The sequence below is a fragment of the Chryseobacterium scophthalmum genome (assembly GCF_900143185.1).
GTDB lineage: Bacteria > Bacteroidota > Bacteroidia > Flavobacteriales > Weeksellaceae > Chryseobacterium > Chryseobacterium scophthalmum.
In genome coordinates, this window is record NZ_FSRQ01000001.1 from 2,074,312 (window position 1) to 2,092,661 (window position 18,350).

The window sequence follows — 18,350 nt, forward strand, 5'->3', positions numbered from 1 at the left end:
CGATTATTTATCGGTTGCAAAATTACATTAAATTCATATGTAGATATTTATTTTTTTTAAAGGTCATATGCAATCGCCAATATATACTAACTTATATTTCACTGTTAGTTATAGCGATTTCATAGGATTGTAATTTTTAGTTGACATTAATTAAGGTTAAAATTTTTAAAAAATGTAATTTTGCTTCTATGAATTTCATTAAGAACAATCTGGCAAACGCCATTACACTGGGCAACCTTTTTTCGGGTTGCGTTGGTGCTGTACATTTGATTTTAGGTGATTACCAAACAACTGCGATTTGTATCATTCTATCGTTGATTTTAGATTTTTTCGATGGTTTTGTGGCAAGAGCCTTAAAAGCCAATTCGAATTTGGGAACCCAGCTAGATTCTTTGGCAGATATGGTAAGTTTCGGTTTTATCCCGGGATTGACGATGTTTAAAATGTTGGAACCGTTCGGAAATGAACTTTTCGGATTACAGCTTCCTTTTGAAATTAAATATTTTGGATTTTTAATAACGCTTTTCTCTTGTTTGAGATTAGCAATTTTTAACCTTGACGAAGAGCAGAAATATTATTTTAAAGGTTTAAATACTCCTTCAAATACGATTTTGATTTTTGGATTATTTTATGCTTTCAAAGAAACCCAAAGCTTTAGTTTCCTTCTTGAAAATGCATTATTTTTATTGATCTTCACTGTAATTTCTTCTTGGATCCTTATCAGTCCTATTAAAATGATTGCCATGAAATTCAAATCGATGAAACTACAGGATAATTATCCGAAATTAGCTTTATTAATTGGCTCAATTCTTATTTTAGCGATATTTAAAATTGTCGGAATCCCGATGGTTATTCTTTATTATATTTTTATTTCAATTATATTTCAAAAACAGCTGAATTAAGAAGCTGGATGTTGGAAGCTGGAAGTTTATCCAGATCTCATTCTCAAATTAATACATTCTCAAATTATAAAAAATGAACTTAAAACTGCATAAACCACTTTGTGTATTTGATCTTGAAACAACAGGAACCAACGTTGGTAAAGACCGAATTGTTGAAATTTGTATTTTAAAAGTAAATCCCGATTCTTCAAGAGAAAGCAAAACATGGAGAGTAAATCCTGAAATGCCGATCCCTGTTTCGTCAAGTGAGATCCACGGAATTTATGATGAAGACATCAAAGACGCACCAACTTTCAAAGAAATTGCCCCAAAAATTGTTGAGATGATTTCCGGATCTGATTTGGGAGGTTTTAACTCGAACCGTTTCGATGTTCCTTTGTTGGCTGAAGAATTACTTCGTGCAGAATTTGATTTTGACTTAAACAAATTCAAATTAGTCGATGCACAAACTATTTTCCATAAAAAAGAACCAAGAAATTTGGGTGCTGCTTATCAGTTTTACTGTGGAAAAACTTTAGAAAACGCCCATTCTGCGGAAGCTGATGTTTTGGCAACGTTCGAAGTTTTGGACGCACAAGTTGGAAAATATGATGATCTTCCTAATGAAGTTGCCGAACTCAGTGAGTTTTCTACTCAGAATAAATTTGCAGATTTAGCAGGAATGATTCATTACAATGCAAAAGATCAGGAAATTTTTGCTTTCGGAAAATACAAAGGTCAAGTTGTAAAAGAAGTTTTCCAAAAAGATCTGGGATATTTCGGATGGTTGCAAAACGCTGATTTCCCTTTGTATACCAAGAAAGTTTTTACTAAAATTCAGCTTTCAAGTAAATTTTAAGTTTAATAATCTTTTAATTTTCTATAAGGTATGAAAATTGAGTTATAAAAAATTAAAAAAGGATGAGCAACTTAGTTAAGTTTAAATTTTACGAAACTGCACTTGAAGCCAATCGAGACAAGCAGATTCTTGCCGAGAGCAACATCAACAGTTTTATTGCAAACGAACAACTGATACAATCAGACTGGCTGCTTTCACAAGCTGTTGGTGGAATTCAGTTACAGGTTTTTGAAGATGATTTTGAAAGCGCCGAAAAAATCTTAGCTGATTATAAAGAAAACGAAAAGTTTGCCCTTGAAGTAGAGCATACGATTGAACACCCGAAGTTTGATTTTGTCTGCCCTAAATGTGGTTCAAATCACATCTACAAAGACGACAGATCGACGAGCTTTTTTGGAATTTCTTTGCTTTCGAGTGATAGATATGTGTGTTACTATTGTGAGAATGAGTTTACGCATTAATATGTTTGAAGCGGGATGTTGGGTGATGGAAGTTGACATGATTGAGAATAAATTTTGAGATTGTTTTGCTTCAATCAACTTAGCACAAGCTAATTCCACTTTTCGCAATGATACATTTGAAATGACACGCGGAATTCCCCTCCTTTGGAGGGGTGGCAAAAATTTCAAAGAAATTTTTGACGGGGTGGTTTTCAACACAACAATTTTATTAGCCCCGATTGCAGCGACATCCTTTTGTGCAGCGCAGCGGAACAAAAGATACAGCGGAAAGCGGGAAAAAGCTCCTTAAAAAATACTACTAATAAATAAAAATGAGTGATTCTGAGATTGTTTTTTCGCTTCGCTCATCACACTGAAAAATAAATTATGAAGATAATCTGCATAGGAAGAAATTACAGCGAACACGCAAAAGAACTGGGAAATGCTATTCCCGATCAACCTGTGATTTTTATGAAACCCGACACCGCGGTTTTAAAAGGAAATGATTTTTACATCCCTGAATTCTCCAACGATGTACATTACGAATTGGAAGTGGTGGTAAAGATATCAAAAGGCGGAAAATACATCCAAAAAGAAACCGCCAATAAACATTACGAAGAGATTGGTTTGGGAATCGATTTTACTGCGAGAGACCTTCAAAGTGACCTAAAATCTAAAGGTCTTCCGTGGGAACTGGCAAAAGGTTTTGATGGTTCTGCAGTGGTGAGCAATTTCTTTAAAAAAGAAAATTATAATCTTGAATCATTGAATTTTTCGCTTCTCAAAAACAAAGAAAAAGTTCAAAAAGGTAATTCAAAAGACATGATTTTCAGTATTGATGATATCATTGCTTTTGTTTCACAATATTTTACATTGAGAGTGGGTGATTTGATTTTTACAGGAACTCCGGAAGGTGTAGGAAAAGTATCTGAAAATGACGTTTTGGAAGCTTATCTCGAAGACGAAAAAATCTTGGATATAAGAATTATGTAACAATATCATTTGAGATTGGTCTGTTTTTTTCATATCTTTAATAAGACTTAAATTACAAATTCAAACTTATGATAAACATTATTTTACCTGTAGATTTTGGAGAGAAAACAGATCAGCTTGTTGATGGCGCCGTAAAATTTGCCAAAGAAGTAAACGGAAAGATTTGCCTTATTCATGTTGCGCCAACAGATATTGGTTTTGCAATCGGAGATATGGGATACCAGTATTTTCCGGAAGTGGAAGAAAATGAAATCAGAGAAGAACTGGTTCTTTTAAATAAAATTAACCAAAGAATTCTCGCTCAGGATGTAGATTGCGAACATATTCTGAAACAAGGTATCGCAAAAGATATTATTCTGGAATATTCTGATCTTAAAAATGCGAGTTACATTGTAATGGGTTCTCACGGAAGAAGTGGTATTTACGATGTGTTTGTAGGAAGTTTAACCAAAGGATTAACGAAAAGCTCGAAAATTCCGGTGTTGGTTCTTCCAATTCATGAATAGTTTTTCAACTAAAAAAATAAAAAAGACCGATCAAAAATTTTGACCGGTCTTTTTCTATATAACCAATTAATTAACCTTCTTTTTTATAGATCGCAGGATCGTAGTAAGGGTGTTTCCCTTCTGTAGGAGAATAATATTCTTTGTCTTTGTCTCCACCAAGAGTTACCACCAAAACGTAGCACCAATACGTGAATAGTACGCAACATACTGCGAACAAAATCCAGTTTAAAACGTTTCCAAAAATATCGTAGAAACCAAATGCCCATTTGAATGCATCACTTAAGAATAGAAAGAAAGACGTCATTATTTTCCTTTTTTAAATTAACTTTGCACAAATTTATAAAAAATGTTTAGATTACTTTCAAAAGAAAGCAATATTTTTTCAATTCCTGTGTACATTGGTTTTCTGCTTCTAATAGTAATACTATTTAACATACTGAATTTCAATACTTACGAAGGAATTATTGCAGGAATTACTTTTGTAGGAATTGCATTGGGATATTTCTGTTTCAACGCCATTGATCTTAATTATCACACTCATTTACCATTATTCCTCTACACATTTTTTATTTTCGGACTTTACGATGGTAATATCGACCTCGGAATTGCAGTCGCCATTCTTACCAATTCTTTTCTTTTGCTGCTTTTAACGAGTACCAATGAAGATGTAAGAAAAAAATCATACGTTTTAGTTGGTTCTATTGTTGCGCTCAACTTTATATTTTTGCCAACAACATGGCCAATGATGATCTTTGTATTGATTCATTTGATTGTTACTTCAGAAAGAGTCGGTTTAAATATTTTCAGATTTCTGCTGGGAATTATCATGATTGGACTGAGTTATTTTTCGGTGATGTTTTTCCTTCAGTTCAATTCCTGGAATACCGATTACATTCCTTTCGGGAAAATGGAAATGATGACGGATTACACAGATTTATTTTCGCTGATTCCAATTGCTCTACTGCTGATCTACGCAATATATGACCACTTTACCCATTATAATAAGAAAAGCCCTGTAAGCCGATATAAATATACTTTTTTACTTGTTTTTTCTTTAGCTCAGCTTATAAGCATCGTTCTTTATATGAATAAGAACTACGAATATTTATTACTTCTGGCTTTTCCATCAACGATTATTTTAAGCCGTATGATGAAATTCTTACCTAAATACTGGATGCAGGAAACAAGTGTTTGGTTAACCATTGTAAGTTTAATTGCTTTTAAAGCAGGAACTCACTTTAATTTATTTTAAAAAAAAGATTATGATTCAAATAGACGATAAATTAATTTCTGAAGATATTTTTTCTGAAGAATTTGTTTGTAACCTTACCAAATGTAAAGGTGCATGTTGTGTAGAAGGTGATGTAGGCGCTCCTTTAGATAAAGACGAGCTTGTGATTTTAGATAATATTTATGATAAAATAAAGCCTTATCTTACAGAAGCCGGAATTAAAGCACTCGACGAGCAAGGAACATGGACAACCGATCCTACAGACGGAATGTATGTGACTCCGATGATTGAAGATGCAGAATGTGCTTATGTAACTTTTGATGAAAGAGGCGTTACAAAATGTGGCATCGAAAAAGCTTACGAAGATGGGGCTGTAGATTGGCAGAAACCGATTTCTTGTCACCTCTACCCGATCAGAGTTACCGACTATTCTACATTTTCAGCTTTAAATTATCATGAGTGGAGTGTTTGCAGCGACGCCTGTACTTTAGGAAAAGAACTTCAGGTTCCGGTTTATAAATTTCTTAAAACTCCGCTTACCAGAAAATATGGTGAAGATTTTTATGATACATTGAGCGATGTTGCTGAAGAGTGGAAGAAAGAGTATGGGAAATAGTTGATAGTTGATAGTTGATAGTTGATAGTTGAAAAATAAATGATTTTGTTATCATTATTATGTTTCTCTCTGATTGAAAGTCCCGAAGGGACGATTTAGCAAAGAATAGGATGAAATTCTATTAATGAAATGAAATTATCACAAAACACTTTAGCATTATTCTTAAAAAAAACAAACCACCGCAGAAAAATTTCTGCGGTGGTTTTCATTATATGTAATCGACTAAGATTATTTTACTACGGTAGCTTTTACTGCTCCAGAAGTTTCCTTTTTAGGGGCATTTTCCCAACCGTCTTCAGGCATTAAAGTAGCTACAATTCTGTTTTTTGAAAGATATTTTTTAGCAACATCTTGCAAATCTTTTACAGTCAATGCTTTTACTTTTTCCTGATAATTTAAGATTTCGTACTTATCGCTTCCGTCTAATTGATTTTTAGAAATAGCATTCATCCAATAATTATTGTCTTTGATGTCTGTTTTATAATCATTCATCTCCCCTTCTTTGTACTTATCAAGATCTTTTTGTTCAGGACCTTTATCAATTAGTTTTTGAAGTTCTGCAATTGCACTTTTCGTCAGTTTATCTGCATTTTCAGGTCCACAAGGGAAACTTAAGCTAAAGCTATAGCTGCTGTAAGGAACTTTTCCCATATAACCTCTTGCTCCACCACCGTAGATTCCGCTTTCGTCTTCTCTTAGTTTTTCAATAACTTTGATGGTTGCCACTTCACCTAATGCTGAAAGTGCCAAAGCTTCTTTCTCGTTATAAGGAGCTTCACCTGAATAAACAATCTGAACCATGCTCTTCGGATCTTTACCTTTTTTATAGACTTTGGTATAATCTCCGGTGATTCCTCTATATCCTGTGTCTTTAAAATTGGTAGCTTTTCCTGTAGTTGGTAGACTTGCGATATATTGTAAAACTTCATTTTTAAATTTAGCTTCATCAATATTTCCTACAAAATAGAAGTGGAAGTTTCCTGCATTGGCAAATTTCTCTTTGTAAACATCATATGCTTTTTTGTAATCTGTCGCTGCCCAGTCTTTTTCCATTGGAATAATTCCGATGAATCTCGGGTTTTTCTGATTAGTAAACTTAGCATGTTCACTTGAAAAATAGAACTGAGGATTTGAAAGCAAATTATCGAGCATTGCAGACTGCTTTACCTTGTAAGCATTGAATGCTTCAGGACTGTAATTTAAACTTGTAAAATAAGCATAAACAAGCTCCATTGCGGTACCTAAATCTTTCTGATTGGTTCTTCCTGAAATCCCCTCCAAAGTACTGCTGATGTAAGGATTTACACTCACCTGTTTTCCTGCCAAATAATTGGTAAGATCTGCTTTTGAAGCACCGCTTACTCCAGCTTCGGTTAAAGCCTGATAAGCGAACTGAGTTTTATTGTAATCTGCATCATTCAATAATGAGTTTCCGCCTAAACTTCTTGCTGAGAAAACGATCTCATCGTCTTTAAAGTCGGTTTTTTTGAAGGTAACTTTTGCACCGTTGCTTAGCGTCCAAGTTGTGGTTCCTAATTTTGCATCAGATTCTGTTTTAGCAATTTTACCTTCAGACTTGAATGGTTTTACTAAGTTTTTAATGGTAGCCTTTTCTTCGTAAGGTTTAAGATCAGCCATTTTTACATCGTCAAAAGTTTTTAGAACCAAAGCTTCTGTAGGCATTGTCACATTATCCTTTTTAGGACCTGTAATTACGATTACTCTGCTATCTTCTTTTACCATTTTTTTGATGATGTCATTGGTTTGAGCCAATGTTACAGATGGTAAGAAGCCTTTTACATCTTCATATTCCCAGGCAATTCCCGGCATTGGTTCCTGCTCCAGGAAGTTTCTTACATATTCGTCTACCAACATATCACTTTCCGTTTTGTCGCGGTTGTTGTAAGATCTTTCCATATTAGACATGATCTGAGATTTTGCTCTGTCTAATTCACTTTGTGTGAAACCAAATCTTTTTGCTCTTTCAGTTTCTTCTAAAAGTACTTTTAAAGCATTAATTTGATTTCCTTCTTTTACCATCGCAAATCCCTGGAAAGCTTCCTTAGTTCTTGCATACGTTCCGCCGTGATAAACAGATCCAAAAGTAAATGGTGGATTATTAGAATTCACCAATTCTCTTAATCTGTTGTTCAGCATTTGCGTTGCTAAGTTTTCAACCAAACTTTGATTGTATTGTTGAACAGTAACATCCGGTGTATAAGAATCTACATCCTTCATGATGAACTGAACCATAGAATTAGTCGCATCCGGATCAGTTTCTATTGCCACTAAAGTTTCTTTATGATTTGGAAGATCAAAAGTTTTTCTTTCTCTCGGCTTAGAAGGATTTTTGTATTTGCTGAAATTAGTTTTAATTTTCTTTTCTACCTCATCTACATTAATGTCTCCTACTACAACAATTGCCATCAGATCCGGTCGGTACCAGTCTTTATGAAACTGTCTTATCACTTCAGGCTTAAAGTTTTCCAGAACTTCTTTTTTACCGATAGGAAGTCGGTTGGCATATTGAGAATTGTAAAGAAGCTTTGGTAAATATTTATCAGACATTCTTTTGTCTGCTCCTAAACCTAATCTTAATTCTTCTAAAACAACTCCTCTTTCTTTGTTGATTTGCTCATCGGTTAATGTCGCATTGAAAGCCCAATCTTCCATTACTTTCAAACCAGAATCCAAATTCCCCGGTTTGTCTAAAGGAACGGGAAGCATATAAACAGTTTCATCAAAACTTGTGTAAGCATTAAGGTGTTGACCGAACTTCACTCCGATCGACTGTAGAAAGTCTACTAATTTGTTGTCTGGAAAGTTTTTTGTCCCGTTGAAGTTCATATGCTCCATAAAGTGAGCAAGACCTCTCTGGTTTTCATCTTCAAGAATAGATCCGGCGTTGATTGCCAATCTGAAATCTACTTTTTTCTCAGGTAAAGTGTTTTTTTTGATGTAGTACTTCATTCCGTTTGGAAGAGTACCGGTTCTTACAGAAGGATCCATCGGGATATTCTGCGCAAAAGCCATAGACGACATTAAAACTATTGCCGCTACTGACGATAAAATTTTTTTCATACAATTTGATTTTTAATTTCAGATAAATTTAAAAATTAATCCCAGTATGAAGAAATTTAATCTCTAATTTTTTAGTTAAACTTGCGTTAAAGTTTAAAAAACAAAAAAACCGGCAAAAGCCGGTTTAAAATATATAATTAATAACAATTACTTAAAATCTGCATCAGTAACTCCAGAGTTGATGGTAACTTTTGTCGTTTTAATAACTACTTTTTGCCCATTTCCTTCAGCTTCTATATCTCCCGGAAATTTAATTCCATCAACAGTAAGGTAAGATTTTATTACCGCATCCCCCATTTCTGTATTTGATTTATATAAAAGACCTGTAGCGACATCAAAATAGAATTTCCCTTTATCTGAAGTCAATACATTGTAATCTTTACCGTCTAGTTTTTCTACGGTAACTCCGCTGAAATTAGCTGCATCATATCCTAAAGCATCGATGGTTTTTCCTTTTTTCAATTCAGGAATTGCTGTTGCAGGAAAGTCGCTTTTGTTCCCCATTTGATTGATGTATCCTTTTTCCCCATCAAACATCTGTGTAACTTCTTGTCCCATTACTGACTGTACAGATTTGAATTTATTACCCATTTTTTTAGTATTCATGGCAATTTCCATTCCCTGAAGAGACATTGTGTTTTCTGTAATCGTTGTTTTTACAGCCTCCAGTTTACTTTTTCCACCCAATGCATTCAGGTAGCTATCGATAACCAACTGAGGAGAAACTTGAGATTTTACTACCGGTGCAGTAATAGCCGTTTTTGTCTGCGCATTTACAGTAGTGGTAAACAATGCTGCACAGAAAAACGGAATGATGATCTTTTTCATATTGAAATATTTATTGTTTAAAAAGCTTGTGAAACCTCATTATTTCTTTCGGTTTCATTGTTAAATTAGGAGTGGTAAAGATAATCATATTATAGGATATACATTAAACCTCCGAAACATCTTTAATATTTCGAAAAAAATTCTTTTGAGAAATGAAACCAGCAATTATTGCAAGAGCCTACCTTCAGCTTTTAATCTTTAATAAATTTTGTAGAGGTTGAGTTTCCATCTTTATGGATTAGTTGTAAAATATAATTTCCCTTTGACAGCGATGACACATTAAGTTGCGATAGCTTTGAGCTGTTTTTCTGTGAAAAAACTTTACGACCTGCAAGATCGAATACATGAAACTCATCAATTTCTTCAGGAGATTTTACATAAAGAATATCTTTTACAGGGTTGGGATAAACTGACGTACCATTATCAATCGTCACAGATTTTACACCCAAGCTTTCTACTGCATTTATTTTGATATAAGAAAAATTAGCCACTGTGATGCCAGTATTCAGCTCCCAACATGCAGACAAATAGGTTCCATAAGCTGTGGAATTGGTATAAATAGCCTTTGAAGGAACCGAAGTAGAACTATTACTCCCTGTATGGCGTATTTCTATAACAAGATTTCCGCCCGTATAAAGATAAGGGGTATCGAATATGAAGGTATAAGCGTAAGGATTGCTGCTGTTTCCGCCAGGAACAGAGCCTGCAGGGATCGTAAGACTGCCCGATTTCACCATAGTCTGATTCCCGGTAATATTGGCTGCAAAGTTCATTTGCATATTGGGAGGAGTCACTCCTTTGCTGAGATAAATCTCATAGCTGCCAAATGTAGTATCAGAAATCGGCCAGGAATTCGTATGAGAATCCTGAAGCCTGAACGAAATCGAGCTAATATATTTGTTGGTCATTAAAGAAATTGGAGCATGAGCAATAAGCATCTGAAATCTTCTTGGAACATTTGAATAGGGTCCCAGAAAAGCCCCATCTTCACCACTAAGACCGGGCAAAGTGATAAAACTGCCCTGCGCTTTAACGTTTGAAGACAACATTAATACGAACAACAATGCATAGAAACTCAAGTTTCTGCTTCTTTTTCCGTTAAAAATAACAAATGAATCTGAGAACGGATAACTAATAAGGAGTAGACCTTTTTTCATATGTATATTTTTTGTGATTCTAAAGATACAGTTTATTAATAAAATCAAAACTAAGGTTTTACAGTGTGCAAAAATAGAAAACCTTAGCAATTATAATCAATTGGCATAAACTGAAAAACCTCCAATTTCTTGGAGGTTTTCAAATATTTATATCAAAATAAATTATTTTTTAAGTTCTTCTAAAAACTCGTCGTGAGAGATTTCAGTTTCCTTTTTCGTTGCTTTTTCAAGGATAACGTCTTTCAACTTAGCCATTGCTACTTCAGAAGAAATTTGTCTTACCTGCTCTTGGTCTTTCAACATTTCAGCAGCATATTTTTGAATTTCTTCGTCACCTAAGTGGTGAATTCCGTAGATTGCCAATTGATTTTTCACTAATTGTTCAGCCTGAGCCAAAACATCAGCATAATCTAATTGAATATCGTTATCAGACATCAATTTACCTTCGATGATCTGATATTTCAATTGAGTTTTCTCAGCTTCAAGAATTGCTTGCGCCTGCTCTTCAGACTGAATGTTCTGGTTAGAGAAGATCAACCACTTCGTCAAGAAAGACTCAGGAAGTTTTACTTCTTCTTTTTCAGAAACTTGCTCCAACACTTTGTTTACAAAGTGTACGTCTGCATTCTGCTGGAAGTACTCGTCTAATTCAGTTTTTACTTTTTCTTTAAGCTCTTCTTCAGTTTTGATGTTTCCTTCACCGTAAACTTTATCGAATAATTCCTGATTAAGTTCTGCCAAGTTTAAGCTATAGAAATCTTTTACTTTAACTTCAACTTCAGCGTGGTGTAAATGCTCAACTTCTTCTTTAGAGAAACCTAATTCTTTAGCTAAATCTTCGTCAGCAGCAAGAGTTTCTTTAGAAACTTTTACAGACTCATCCATTTTCAAACCTTTAAGCAATTTGAAAGCTGCTTTGTTTTCAGCTGTAATGGTAGCGATTTTTGGTGCATGATTGTGCTCTCCTTCTGCATCTTCTTCTACAACCTGAGTAATCTCGAAGTTGATGTAAGAATCTTTAGTGATCTTATCTTGAGGAACCTGCTCAGCAAAACGCTTCTGCATATTTTCGATGCTCTTGTTGATTTCTTTATCTGAAGCCGAAACTTTGTAGTGAGGAGCTTCATATTTAGCCAAGTCAATCGTAAACTCAGGCTCGTAACCTACTTCGAAAGCTACTTCCAACTTCTCTGCATTATGATTGAAATCATTTACAGGTTGTGGAACCGGCTGACCAACTAATCTTAGTTTGTTTTCGTTGATATAGTTATTTAAAGCATCAGAAACTTGTTTGTTGATTTCTTCGAATGCAATCCCTGCTTCATATTGCTTTCTAACCATACTCAAAGGCACTTTCCCTTTTCTGAAACCAGGAACCTGTGCGTTTTTAGCATAATTAATCAATTGCTTTTCTACTTTTTCTTTGTAGTCAGATTTCTCCAATGTTACTGTAAGCAATGCACTTACATCATCATGGTTTTTTGCGGTAACCTTCATTATTGATTAAAATTTTAGGTTGCAAAAATATGAATTTTTTATTAAAACAAGACATTCCTTTTGTTATAATACGTTAAAATAAAAAGACATTACCGAAATAATGCCTTTTTATAATATTAAAAATTTGTCTGAACTAACTTTTAGTGTGCGTCAACCGTAATATCTACATCAGTTTCACCACCTGTAGTCTGACCTAATTGATTGGTTGCTGAAGGATAATTCTGGTTAACCGTTGCAGGACCGTGAATCAATTTGATGTTCATCTTTCCTGTTGGCTGTGTAGAATTGATTTTCCATTCAGTTCTTAACCCTAATTTTTGCCCGTCTGTTCTTACAATATCATTCGCTGCTCTCAAGACTGTAATATCTGCGTTTGCAGGAGCATATGTAATAAAGTGATGGTCTTTTTCTTCCTCAATTTCATCAGATGAATGATAATGATCATCGTGCTTAATTTGGAAATCAAGTTCAGCTAAATAAGTACTTCCTACGGTTAGATGTAAATGTCCCACTGCTTCACCAGAGATAACACTAACCGTTTGTACGTCTGCAGCATCAGCTTTATTAGTCAGTTTTAAAACCACTTTTCCAATCTCGTCATGCTCATGAACATCTTCTGGAATTGTATCATCATCTGACCTACATGAAAATACTAAAAGTGCTGCAAAAAGGACTAATGTAATATTGATAAATTTTTTCATTTTAATTTTAAATTTTAAGTTGTAAATAAATTAGAAATTGTATTTAAGAGTCACGACGAAGTTCCTTCCAGGCTCGTACATATAATATCTGAGTCTGTTCAGATATTCACGATACTCTACATTAAATACGTTATTAATTCTGAAATTTACATTCAGATTTTTAAATAAGTCTGCTCCCACAGAAGCATTAAATAAGGTAAACGCAGCAGGTGTAGAACTAAAATCAACGATTTCATTTCTTTCCACTCCGTCTTTAATAAAAGTTACCGGTAAATTTCTTATCGGAAAACGATTTTGCTTAAATGTATTTTCGTTTTCTAAAGTAACATAGAAATTCTTAGGTTTATTCAGATTCAGCTCAATAGAATTTCTCAGTTTTGCAGGCATCATCAAAATCAGTGGTTCATTATTCGAAAGATCGTCACCTCTCAAAATGCTGAATCCTGATTTCCATTTTAAATTATCTAAAATTGATAATTCTGCATCGGCATCAACTCCGTAAATTCTCGCTTTAATCTGCTGATAAGACCAAACCGGGAAAACTCCTCGGTTAGTATTTAAAACACTCGTTGGAATTTGGTTCACAAAATTATCAGACATCATCATATAAGGATTGGCTTCGATATGAAGACCTTTCAACACATCAAAATGACCCGCCAATGAAAGATTAATATTATAAACTGTTTCTTTTTGAATGTTTAAATTCCCTTCTTCCATCACCGCCGCTGAATGATGCAAACCATCTGAAAACAGTTCTGCGGCATTCGGACTTCTATCTGCTCTGGATACATTCAGCTTAAATTCAAGATTCTGAATCGGCTTATAATCTAAACCTAAATTCGCCGAAAAATTATGATAATCTAAAATTGGTCTGGTTAAAGTTCTGCTTCCTGATTCACTCACAAAAAACTGTGGGAAAATATCTGCATAATTGGCATTCCATTTATCAGAATCATAATATTTGTAAGCATCATATCTGCTGAAATCATATCTTGCCGCAGCTTCAACATTCAGTTTTGAATTAAAACGGTATTTAAAAACAGAAAAAGCTCCGCCATCATACCTGTAATAATCCGGAATCAAACGTCTTGCTTTTGTTGCAGGATCAGGAAAATTATCCTGAAAAGCAGCAGAAATTCCGCTTTCTAAACTCCAGTTTGTACGCTCGATTAAATGCACCAAACTTGCAGAATGGGTAATTAATCGTAAATCCATTGAAGGCAATTCGCTCAATTCTCCCCTTCTGATATCATATTCCTGTCTTCTGTTTAACTGAAAACTGTATTGAAAAGTCAGCTTACCAAAATCTGCAAAACGTTTGTAAGCAGAAAGTTTTGCAATATGATGCTCTACTTTCTGTTTCGGATTGTCGATATTGTGTGTAAACTGATCAAGATAGAAAGGCTGCCCGAAATTCACCGCATTATAAAAATCTTCGGGACTCGACAAATGCGCACCTTTGTAAATCCCGAATTCTTGGTTAATTCCGCTATAAGAAACATCAAAACCCTGCAAAAAAGAATGTTTCCCGAATGAGAAATTAAAAGAATTAAATTCCATTCCCGTATTTTGCAGCGTATGATGCGGAACATACTGATCGCCAGTTTTTCTGTAACTCCCTCCGGTTTTTACAAACCATTGGTTTTCCCAAGATTTAGCAACATTAGCAGCAATCTCACCTCCTCTTCCACTAGAAATTCCTGAAAGTTTCAGGCTTCCCATAATGGTATCTTTTTTTGGTAAAATAGCCGGTTCCAAAACCACAACTCCGCCTACTCCTTCATTTCCGTACTTCAAAGCAGATGCACCTTTGATGACATCAATGTGTTCAAAATCATTGACATCGATATTTGGAGCGTGCTCAACTCCCCATTCCTGTTCCGCCATTTTCACACCGTTATTCAGGATAGAAATTCGGCTTCCATATAACCCACGGATTACAGGTTTTGTAATATTATTACCGGTTTTCAACGCGGTAACACCAGAGATTTTCGATAATAAATTCCCCAGATTTTCTGTAGAATTTCTTTCGATTTCCGTTTTATCAAGCGTTCTCATAATCACAGAACCTTTCGTTTTGTGACTTCCGTGAATGGTCACGGTTTCTATATCACCGATATGATGTTCCAGCGTGATTGCTAAGTGTAAATTTCTGTCGACTCCCACATTTTCAGTATAATCGTCGCACAGAGCATGTTTAGCAATGAGCTGATAATTTCCTGCAGGAATATTTTTAAATGAAAACTCACCTTTTTTATTGGTATTGGCTGTAAAATCTCCAATTTTCACCACCGCATTTTCAAGCATGGTTTTATCGTGAAAATCCTGAACAGTTCCTTCTACCGTGTAAGTTTTCTGTGCGTTTGTAATTGCAAATCCACAAAGGATAAGCAGAACACTATATATCAATTTCATTGTAAAATAGATTGATTGAGTATTTTCAAGCTGTTCTTCACATTTGTGAAACGCTTAAAAACACATTCGTTAAAATTTTTGAATTGGATAAAGTTTGCTATTTTGATTTGTACTTTTGCCTTGAAGCAAAAAGTACCAAAAATTCAAGACTAGAATCTTCCGCTAAAAATTAAAATTAAATCCTAAAATTCCCAAAACTCGTTCGCATTTAAAATTACGGTTTCGATACACAGATAAGGGCTCACTCAAACAGTGGGAATTTTTTAACGGATTGAATTTCAATTTTCTTAACGCTTCAGCTTCTTAGGTCAGAAAATCAGTAATCATACAAAATTACTACATTCAACAACATTTTAAATCTTGAAAAATTTAAAGCAAAAAAATCTGAAAAGAATCTATTGATTATGAAATTGCGGGAGGTCCCCGAAGTTGAAAAGAAAATTTAGTTTGTGACCAGATTTTTTCCTGTACAGCAAAAACCTGCTCTACCTCATGAGTATGTTTGATCAAAGTGAAACTAAATTCATCTGGTAAAAGTGTATTTGCTGTTGCTAAAAAGTGACAAGCCAAACAATCGCCAGCTTTTTCTTTTGCATCAGTTTTTGAAATAGCATTTTCTGTTTTTTTAAGATTAAAATGCTTAAAATCTCCAGACTCGTGACTGTGAAAGCTTGAAGAAAAGAGCGCAAAAAAGTAAATCCCAAGCATCAGCTTTGAGATAAAACTCTTTAATTGTCTACTTTCCTTAAAAACCATTGGGCAAAATTATAAAAAATAAATGAAAGGCTTTTCAATAAACATTAATTTTTGAATAATAGAGCATTATTTGTGGAAGATAGCATTCCTACGGAATGCATTATTTGGCTGCAATATTATTTTCTACACAGATATTGCTCCGATGGAGCAGATTCTACTATTAGTTTCAGAAATTTCAATTGTTAACATTGATTATGCTATAGAGGTGTCGCTCCTATGGAGCTTACTGTTTTTGAAAATATTCTTTGCTACAAAGGTTTTGCTCCTACGGAGCAAATTACATTTCACAAAAAAGGATGAGTTTAACAACCCATCCTTTCTATTTATTTTTCTAAAGAGATTTAATCCAATTGCGTTCCCAAATGTTCCCATTCCTGTAATGCAAGATCGAGCTCTTCTTTGGTTTTATTGTATTTTTCTAAAGTTTCTTCAGAAGGATTTTCTTTAGTAAACGTAGCTTCAAAAGTTTCGATTGCTGTTTCCAGTTCAGAAATTTTTTCTTCTACTTTCTTTAATTTATTCTGAATACTTTTCTGTTCTTTGCTGATAATGGTTGATTGTTGTTGATTATTAGTTGATGGCTTTTCTTCAACTTTTTTTACTTCAACTTTAGGTTCATCACCATGAAGCTTTGCTTTTTCGGCAGAAATTTCTCTGATTGATTCTTTCTGTCTGAATTCAAGATATTCATTGATATCACCTAAGAATTCTTTCATTTTACCATCACGGAATTCATAGATTTTATCACAAAGACCTTGTAAAAATTCTCTATCGTGAGAAATCACAATTAAAGTACCTTCAAACTTCTGTAAAGCCAATTTGATAATCTCTTTAGACTGAATATCCAAGTGATTGGTAGGCTCATCCATAATTAACGTGTTGAACGGACGAAGAAGCAATTTACAAAGCGCCAAACGGTTTCTTTCACCTCCGGAAAGAACTTTTGTTTTTTTGTTTACCGCTTCACCCTGGAAAAGGAAAGATCCAAGTAAATCTCTTACTCTAGGCCTTGTTTCTTCAGTTGCTGCATCTTCAGCTTCTTCCTGCACGGTTTTATTTGGAGTTAAAACTTCTTCCTGATTCTGAGCGAAATATCCAATATTTACGTTGTGACCTAAGTTCCAGTTTCCTGAATAATCTTTTATATCTCCTGAAAGAATTTTAGCTAAAGTTGTTTTTCCCTGTCCGTTTTGTCCAAGAAGGGCAATTCTGTCACCTCGCTGAACGATGAAATCTACATCATCGAAAATCTGTTTTTCACCGTAAGATTTCCCAAGATTTTCGGCTTCGAAAATAACTTTTCCAGGAACTTGCGACTGTACGAAACGGATATTGAATTTAGAAACGTCTTCGTTATCAACTTCAATACGCTCTATTTTATCTAATTTTTTAATCAATGACTGCGCAAAAGACGCTTTAGTCGCACTTGCACGGAATTTATTGATGTTATCTTCCATCTGCTTGATTTCCGCATCCTGATTCTTTTTAGCCTGAATCAGTTTTTCACGACGGTCTTCACGCATGATCAAATATTTAGAATAATTGGCTTTATAATCGTCTACTTTTCTGTTGTTTACATCAAAAGTACGGTTACAAACAGCAGTCATAAACTGTTTATCGTGACTTACCAGAAGAATTCCTCCCGGATAATCTTTCAAGAAATTTTCCAGCCAAATAATCGATTCCATATCCAAGTGATTGGTAGGCTCATCGAGAAGCATCAAATCGTTTTTCTGAAGAAGCAATTTTGCCAATTCAATTCTCATTCTCCAACCTCCGGAAAACTCGTCAGTTATTTTTTGAAAATCATCTGCTTTAAAACCTAAACCGAATAAAACTTTTTCGATATCACCTTCCAAATTATAGGCATCATGGTGCATCAAAAGGTCATTCAGATCGGTCATTCTGTTAATCAGATCTGTATAAGAATCGCTTTCGTAATCGGTTCTTACCGTCAATTGATGATTAATTTCTTCCAATTCTTCTTTCCAAGCATTAATTTGCTCAAAAGCCTGCATGGTTTCATTCCAAACGGTTCTTCCTTTTACAAAATCAAGATCCTGTTTTAGAAATCCGATGGTAATATTTCCTTCAGGAACTACGTTTCCTTCATAGAAAGTGATTTCGCCGGAAAGCATTTTCAGAAGCGTAGATTTTCCCGCTCCGTTTTTACCAACCAAACCAATTTTATCATCCTTTTTGATGGTGAAATTTACGTTTTGAAATAAATAATTACCTGAATGATGTAATCCTAAACCCTGAACCGAAAGCATTTGAAATGAATATTAAAGTGAATAATGAATGTGAATCTTTTTCGGGTGCAAAAATACGGAAAAGAAATGAATGACAGTAAAATAAAAAAGAGCCGTCTTTGTGAGACGACCCTATC

General features: G+C 34.4%; 16 protein-coding genes. 7 read left to right on the plus strand and 9 right to left on the minus strand.

Features of this window, described 5'->3' with window-relative positions:
* Positions 1-188: 188 nt before the first annotated feature.
* The 5 genes from BUR17_RS09375 (at position 189) to BUR17_RS09395 (ending at position 3,679) form a co-directional block, all read left to right on the plus strand.
* Positions 189-902, plus strand: coding sequence for a CDP-alcohol phosphatidyltransferase family protein (locus BUR17_RS09375; protein WP_074230024.1), 714 nt, complete (start codon positions 189-191; stop codon positions 900-902).
* Between the two features lie 73 nt (positions 903-975).
* Positions 976-1,740, plus strand: coding sequence for a 3'-5' exonuclease (locus BUR17_RS09380; protein ID WP_074230025.1), 765 nt, complete (start codon positions 976-978; stop codon positions 1,738-1,740).
* Between the two features lie 62 nt (positions 1,741-1,802).
* Positions 1,803-2,201 (plus strand): putative signal transducing protein, encoded by a 399-nt coding sequence (locus BUR17_RS09385; protein WP_074230026.1) that lies wholly within the window; start codon positions 1,803-1,805, stop codon positions 2,199-2,201.
* 366 nt (positions 2,202-2,567) lie between these two features.
* Complete coding sequence (locus tag BUR17_RS09390; RefSeq protein WP_074230027.1) at positions 2,568-3,173, plus strand: fumarylacetoacetate hydrolase family protein; 606 nt, start codon at positions 2,568-2,570, stop codon at positions 3,171-3,173.
* 68 nt (positions 3,174-3,241) lie between these two features.
* Positions 3,242-3,679 (plus strand): universal stress protein, encoded by a 438-nt coding sequence (locus BUR17_RS09395; protein ID WP_074230028.1) that lies wholly within the window; start codon positions 3,242-3,244, stop codon positions 3,677-3,679.
* Between the two features lie 70 nt (positions 3,680-3,749).
* Here the strand turns inward: BUR17_RS09395 and BUR17_RS09400 are convergent, their stop codons facing one another.
* Positions 3,750-3,983: a DUF6341 family protein gene (locus tag BUR17_RS09400; RefSeq protein ID WP_074230029.1), complete on the minus strand. Its 234-nt coding sequence runs from the start codon at positions 3,981-3,983 to the stop codon at positions 3,750-3,752.
* A gap of 42 nt (positions 3,984-4,025) precedes the next feature.
* Here BUR17_RS09400 and BUR17_RS09405 point away from each other — a divergent pair, with 42 nt between their 5' ends.
* Together BUR17_RS09405 and BUR17_RS09410 are read left to right on the plus strand one after the other, a co-directional pair.
* Positions 4,026-4,931, plus strand: coding sequence for a DUF6427 family protein (locus BUR17_RS09405; RefSeq protein WP_074230030.1), 906 nt, complete (start codon positions 4,026-4,028; stop codon positions 4,929-4,931).
* Positions 4,932-4,941: 10 nt separating this feature from the next.
* Complete coding sequence (locus tag BUR17_RS09410; protein ID WP_074230276.1) at positions 4,942-5,526, plus strand: DUF3109 family protein; 585 nt, start codon at positions 4,942-4,944, stop codon at positions 5,524-5,526.
* A 228-nt stretch (positions 5,527-5,754) separates the two neighbouring features.
* Here the strand turns inward: BUR17_RS09410 and BUR17_RS09415 are convergent, their stop codons facing one another.
* The 8 genes from BUR17_RS09415 to BUR17_RS09450 all read right to left on the minus strand — a co-directional run bounded on the left by BUR17_RS09415 (position 5,755) and on the right by BUR17_RS09450 (position 18,234).
* Complete coding sequence (locus tag BUR17_RS09415) at positions 5,755-8,607, minus strand: M16 family metallopeptidase (RefSeq protein WP_074230031.1); 2,853 nt, start codon at positions 8,605-8,607, stop codon at positions 5,755-5,757.
* Between the two features lie 147 nt (positions 8,608-8,754).
* Positions 8,755-9,435, minus strand: a complete 681-nt coding sequence (locus tag BUR17_RS09420; RefSeq protein ID WP_074230032.1) for a hypothetical protein — start codon at positions 9,433-9,435, stop codon at positions 8,755-8,757.
* 191 nt (positions 9,436-9,626) lie between these two features.
* Complete coding sequence (locus BUR17_RS09425) at positions 9,627-10,592, minus strand: T9SS type A sorting domain-containing protein (RefSeq protein ID WP_074230033.1); 966 nt, start codon at positions 10,590-10,592, stop codon at positions 9,627-9,629.
* Between the two features lie 162 nt (positions 10,593-10,754).
* Entirely contained in the window at positions 10,755-12,089 is a 1,335-nt protein-coding gene (locus BUR17_RS09430) for a trigger factor (protein ID WP_074230034.1), read from the minus strand.
* A 140-nt stretch (positions 12,090-12,229) separates the two neighbouring features.
* Positions 12,230-12,790 (minus strand): hypothetical protein, encoded by a 561-nt coding sequence (locus BUR17_RS09435; protein WP_074230035.1) that lies wholly within the window; start codon positions 12,788-12,790, stop codon positions 12,230-12,232.
* 30 nt (positions 12,791-12,820) lie between these two features.
* Positions 12,821-15,205, minus strand: a complete 2,385-nt coding sequence (locus BUR17_RS09440; protein ID WP_074230036.1) for a TonB-dependent receptor — start codon at positions 15,203-15,205, stop codon at positions 12,821-12,823.
* A gap of 402 nt (positions 15,206-15,607) precedes the next feature.
* Positions 15,608-15,913, minus strand: coding sequence for a hypothetical protein (locus BUR17_RS09445; protein ID WP_228418654.1), 306 nt, complete (start codon positions 15,911-15,913; stop codon positions 15,608-15,610).
* 389 nt (positions 15,914-16,302) lie between these two features.
* Positions 16,303-18,234, minus strand: coding sequence for an ABC-F family ATP-binding cassette domain-containing protein (locus BUR17_RS09450; protein ID WP_074230038.1), 1,932 nt, complete (start codon positions 18,232-18,234; stop codon positions 16,303-16,305).
* Positions 18,235-18,350: the final 116 nt, after the last annotated feature.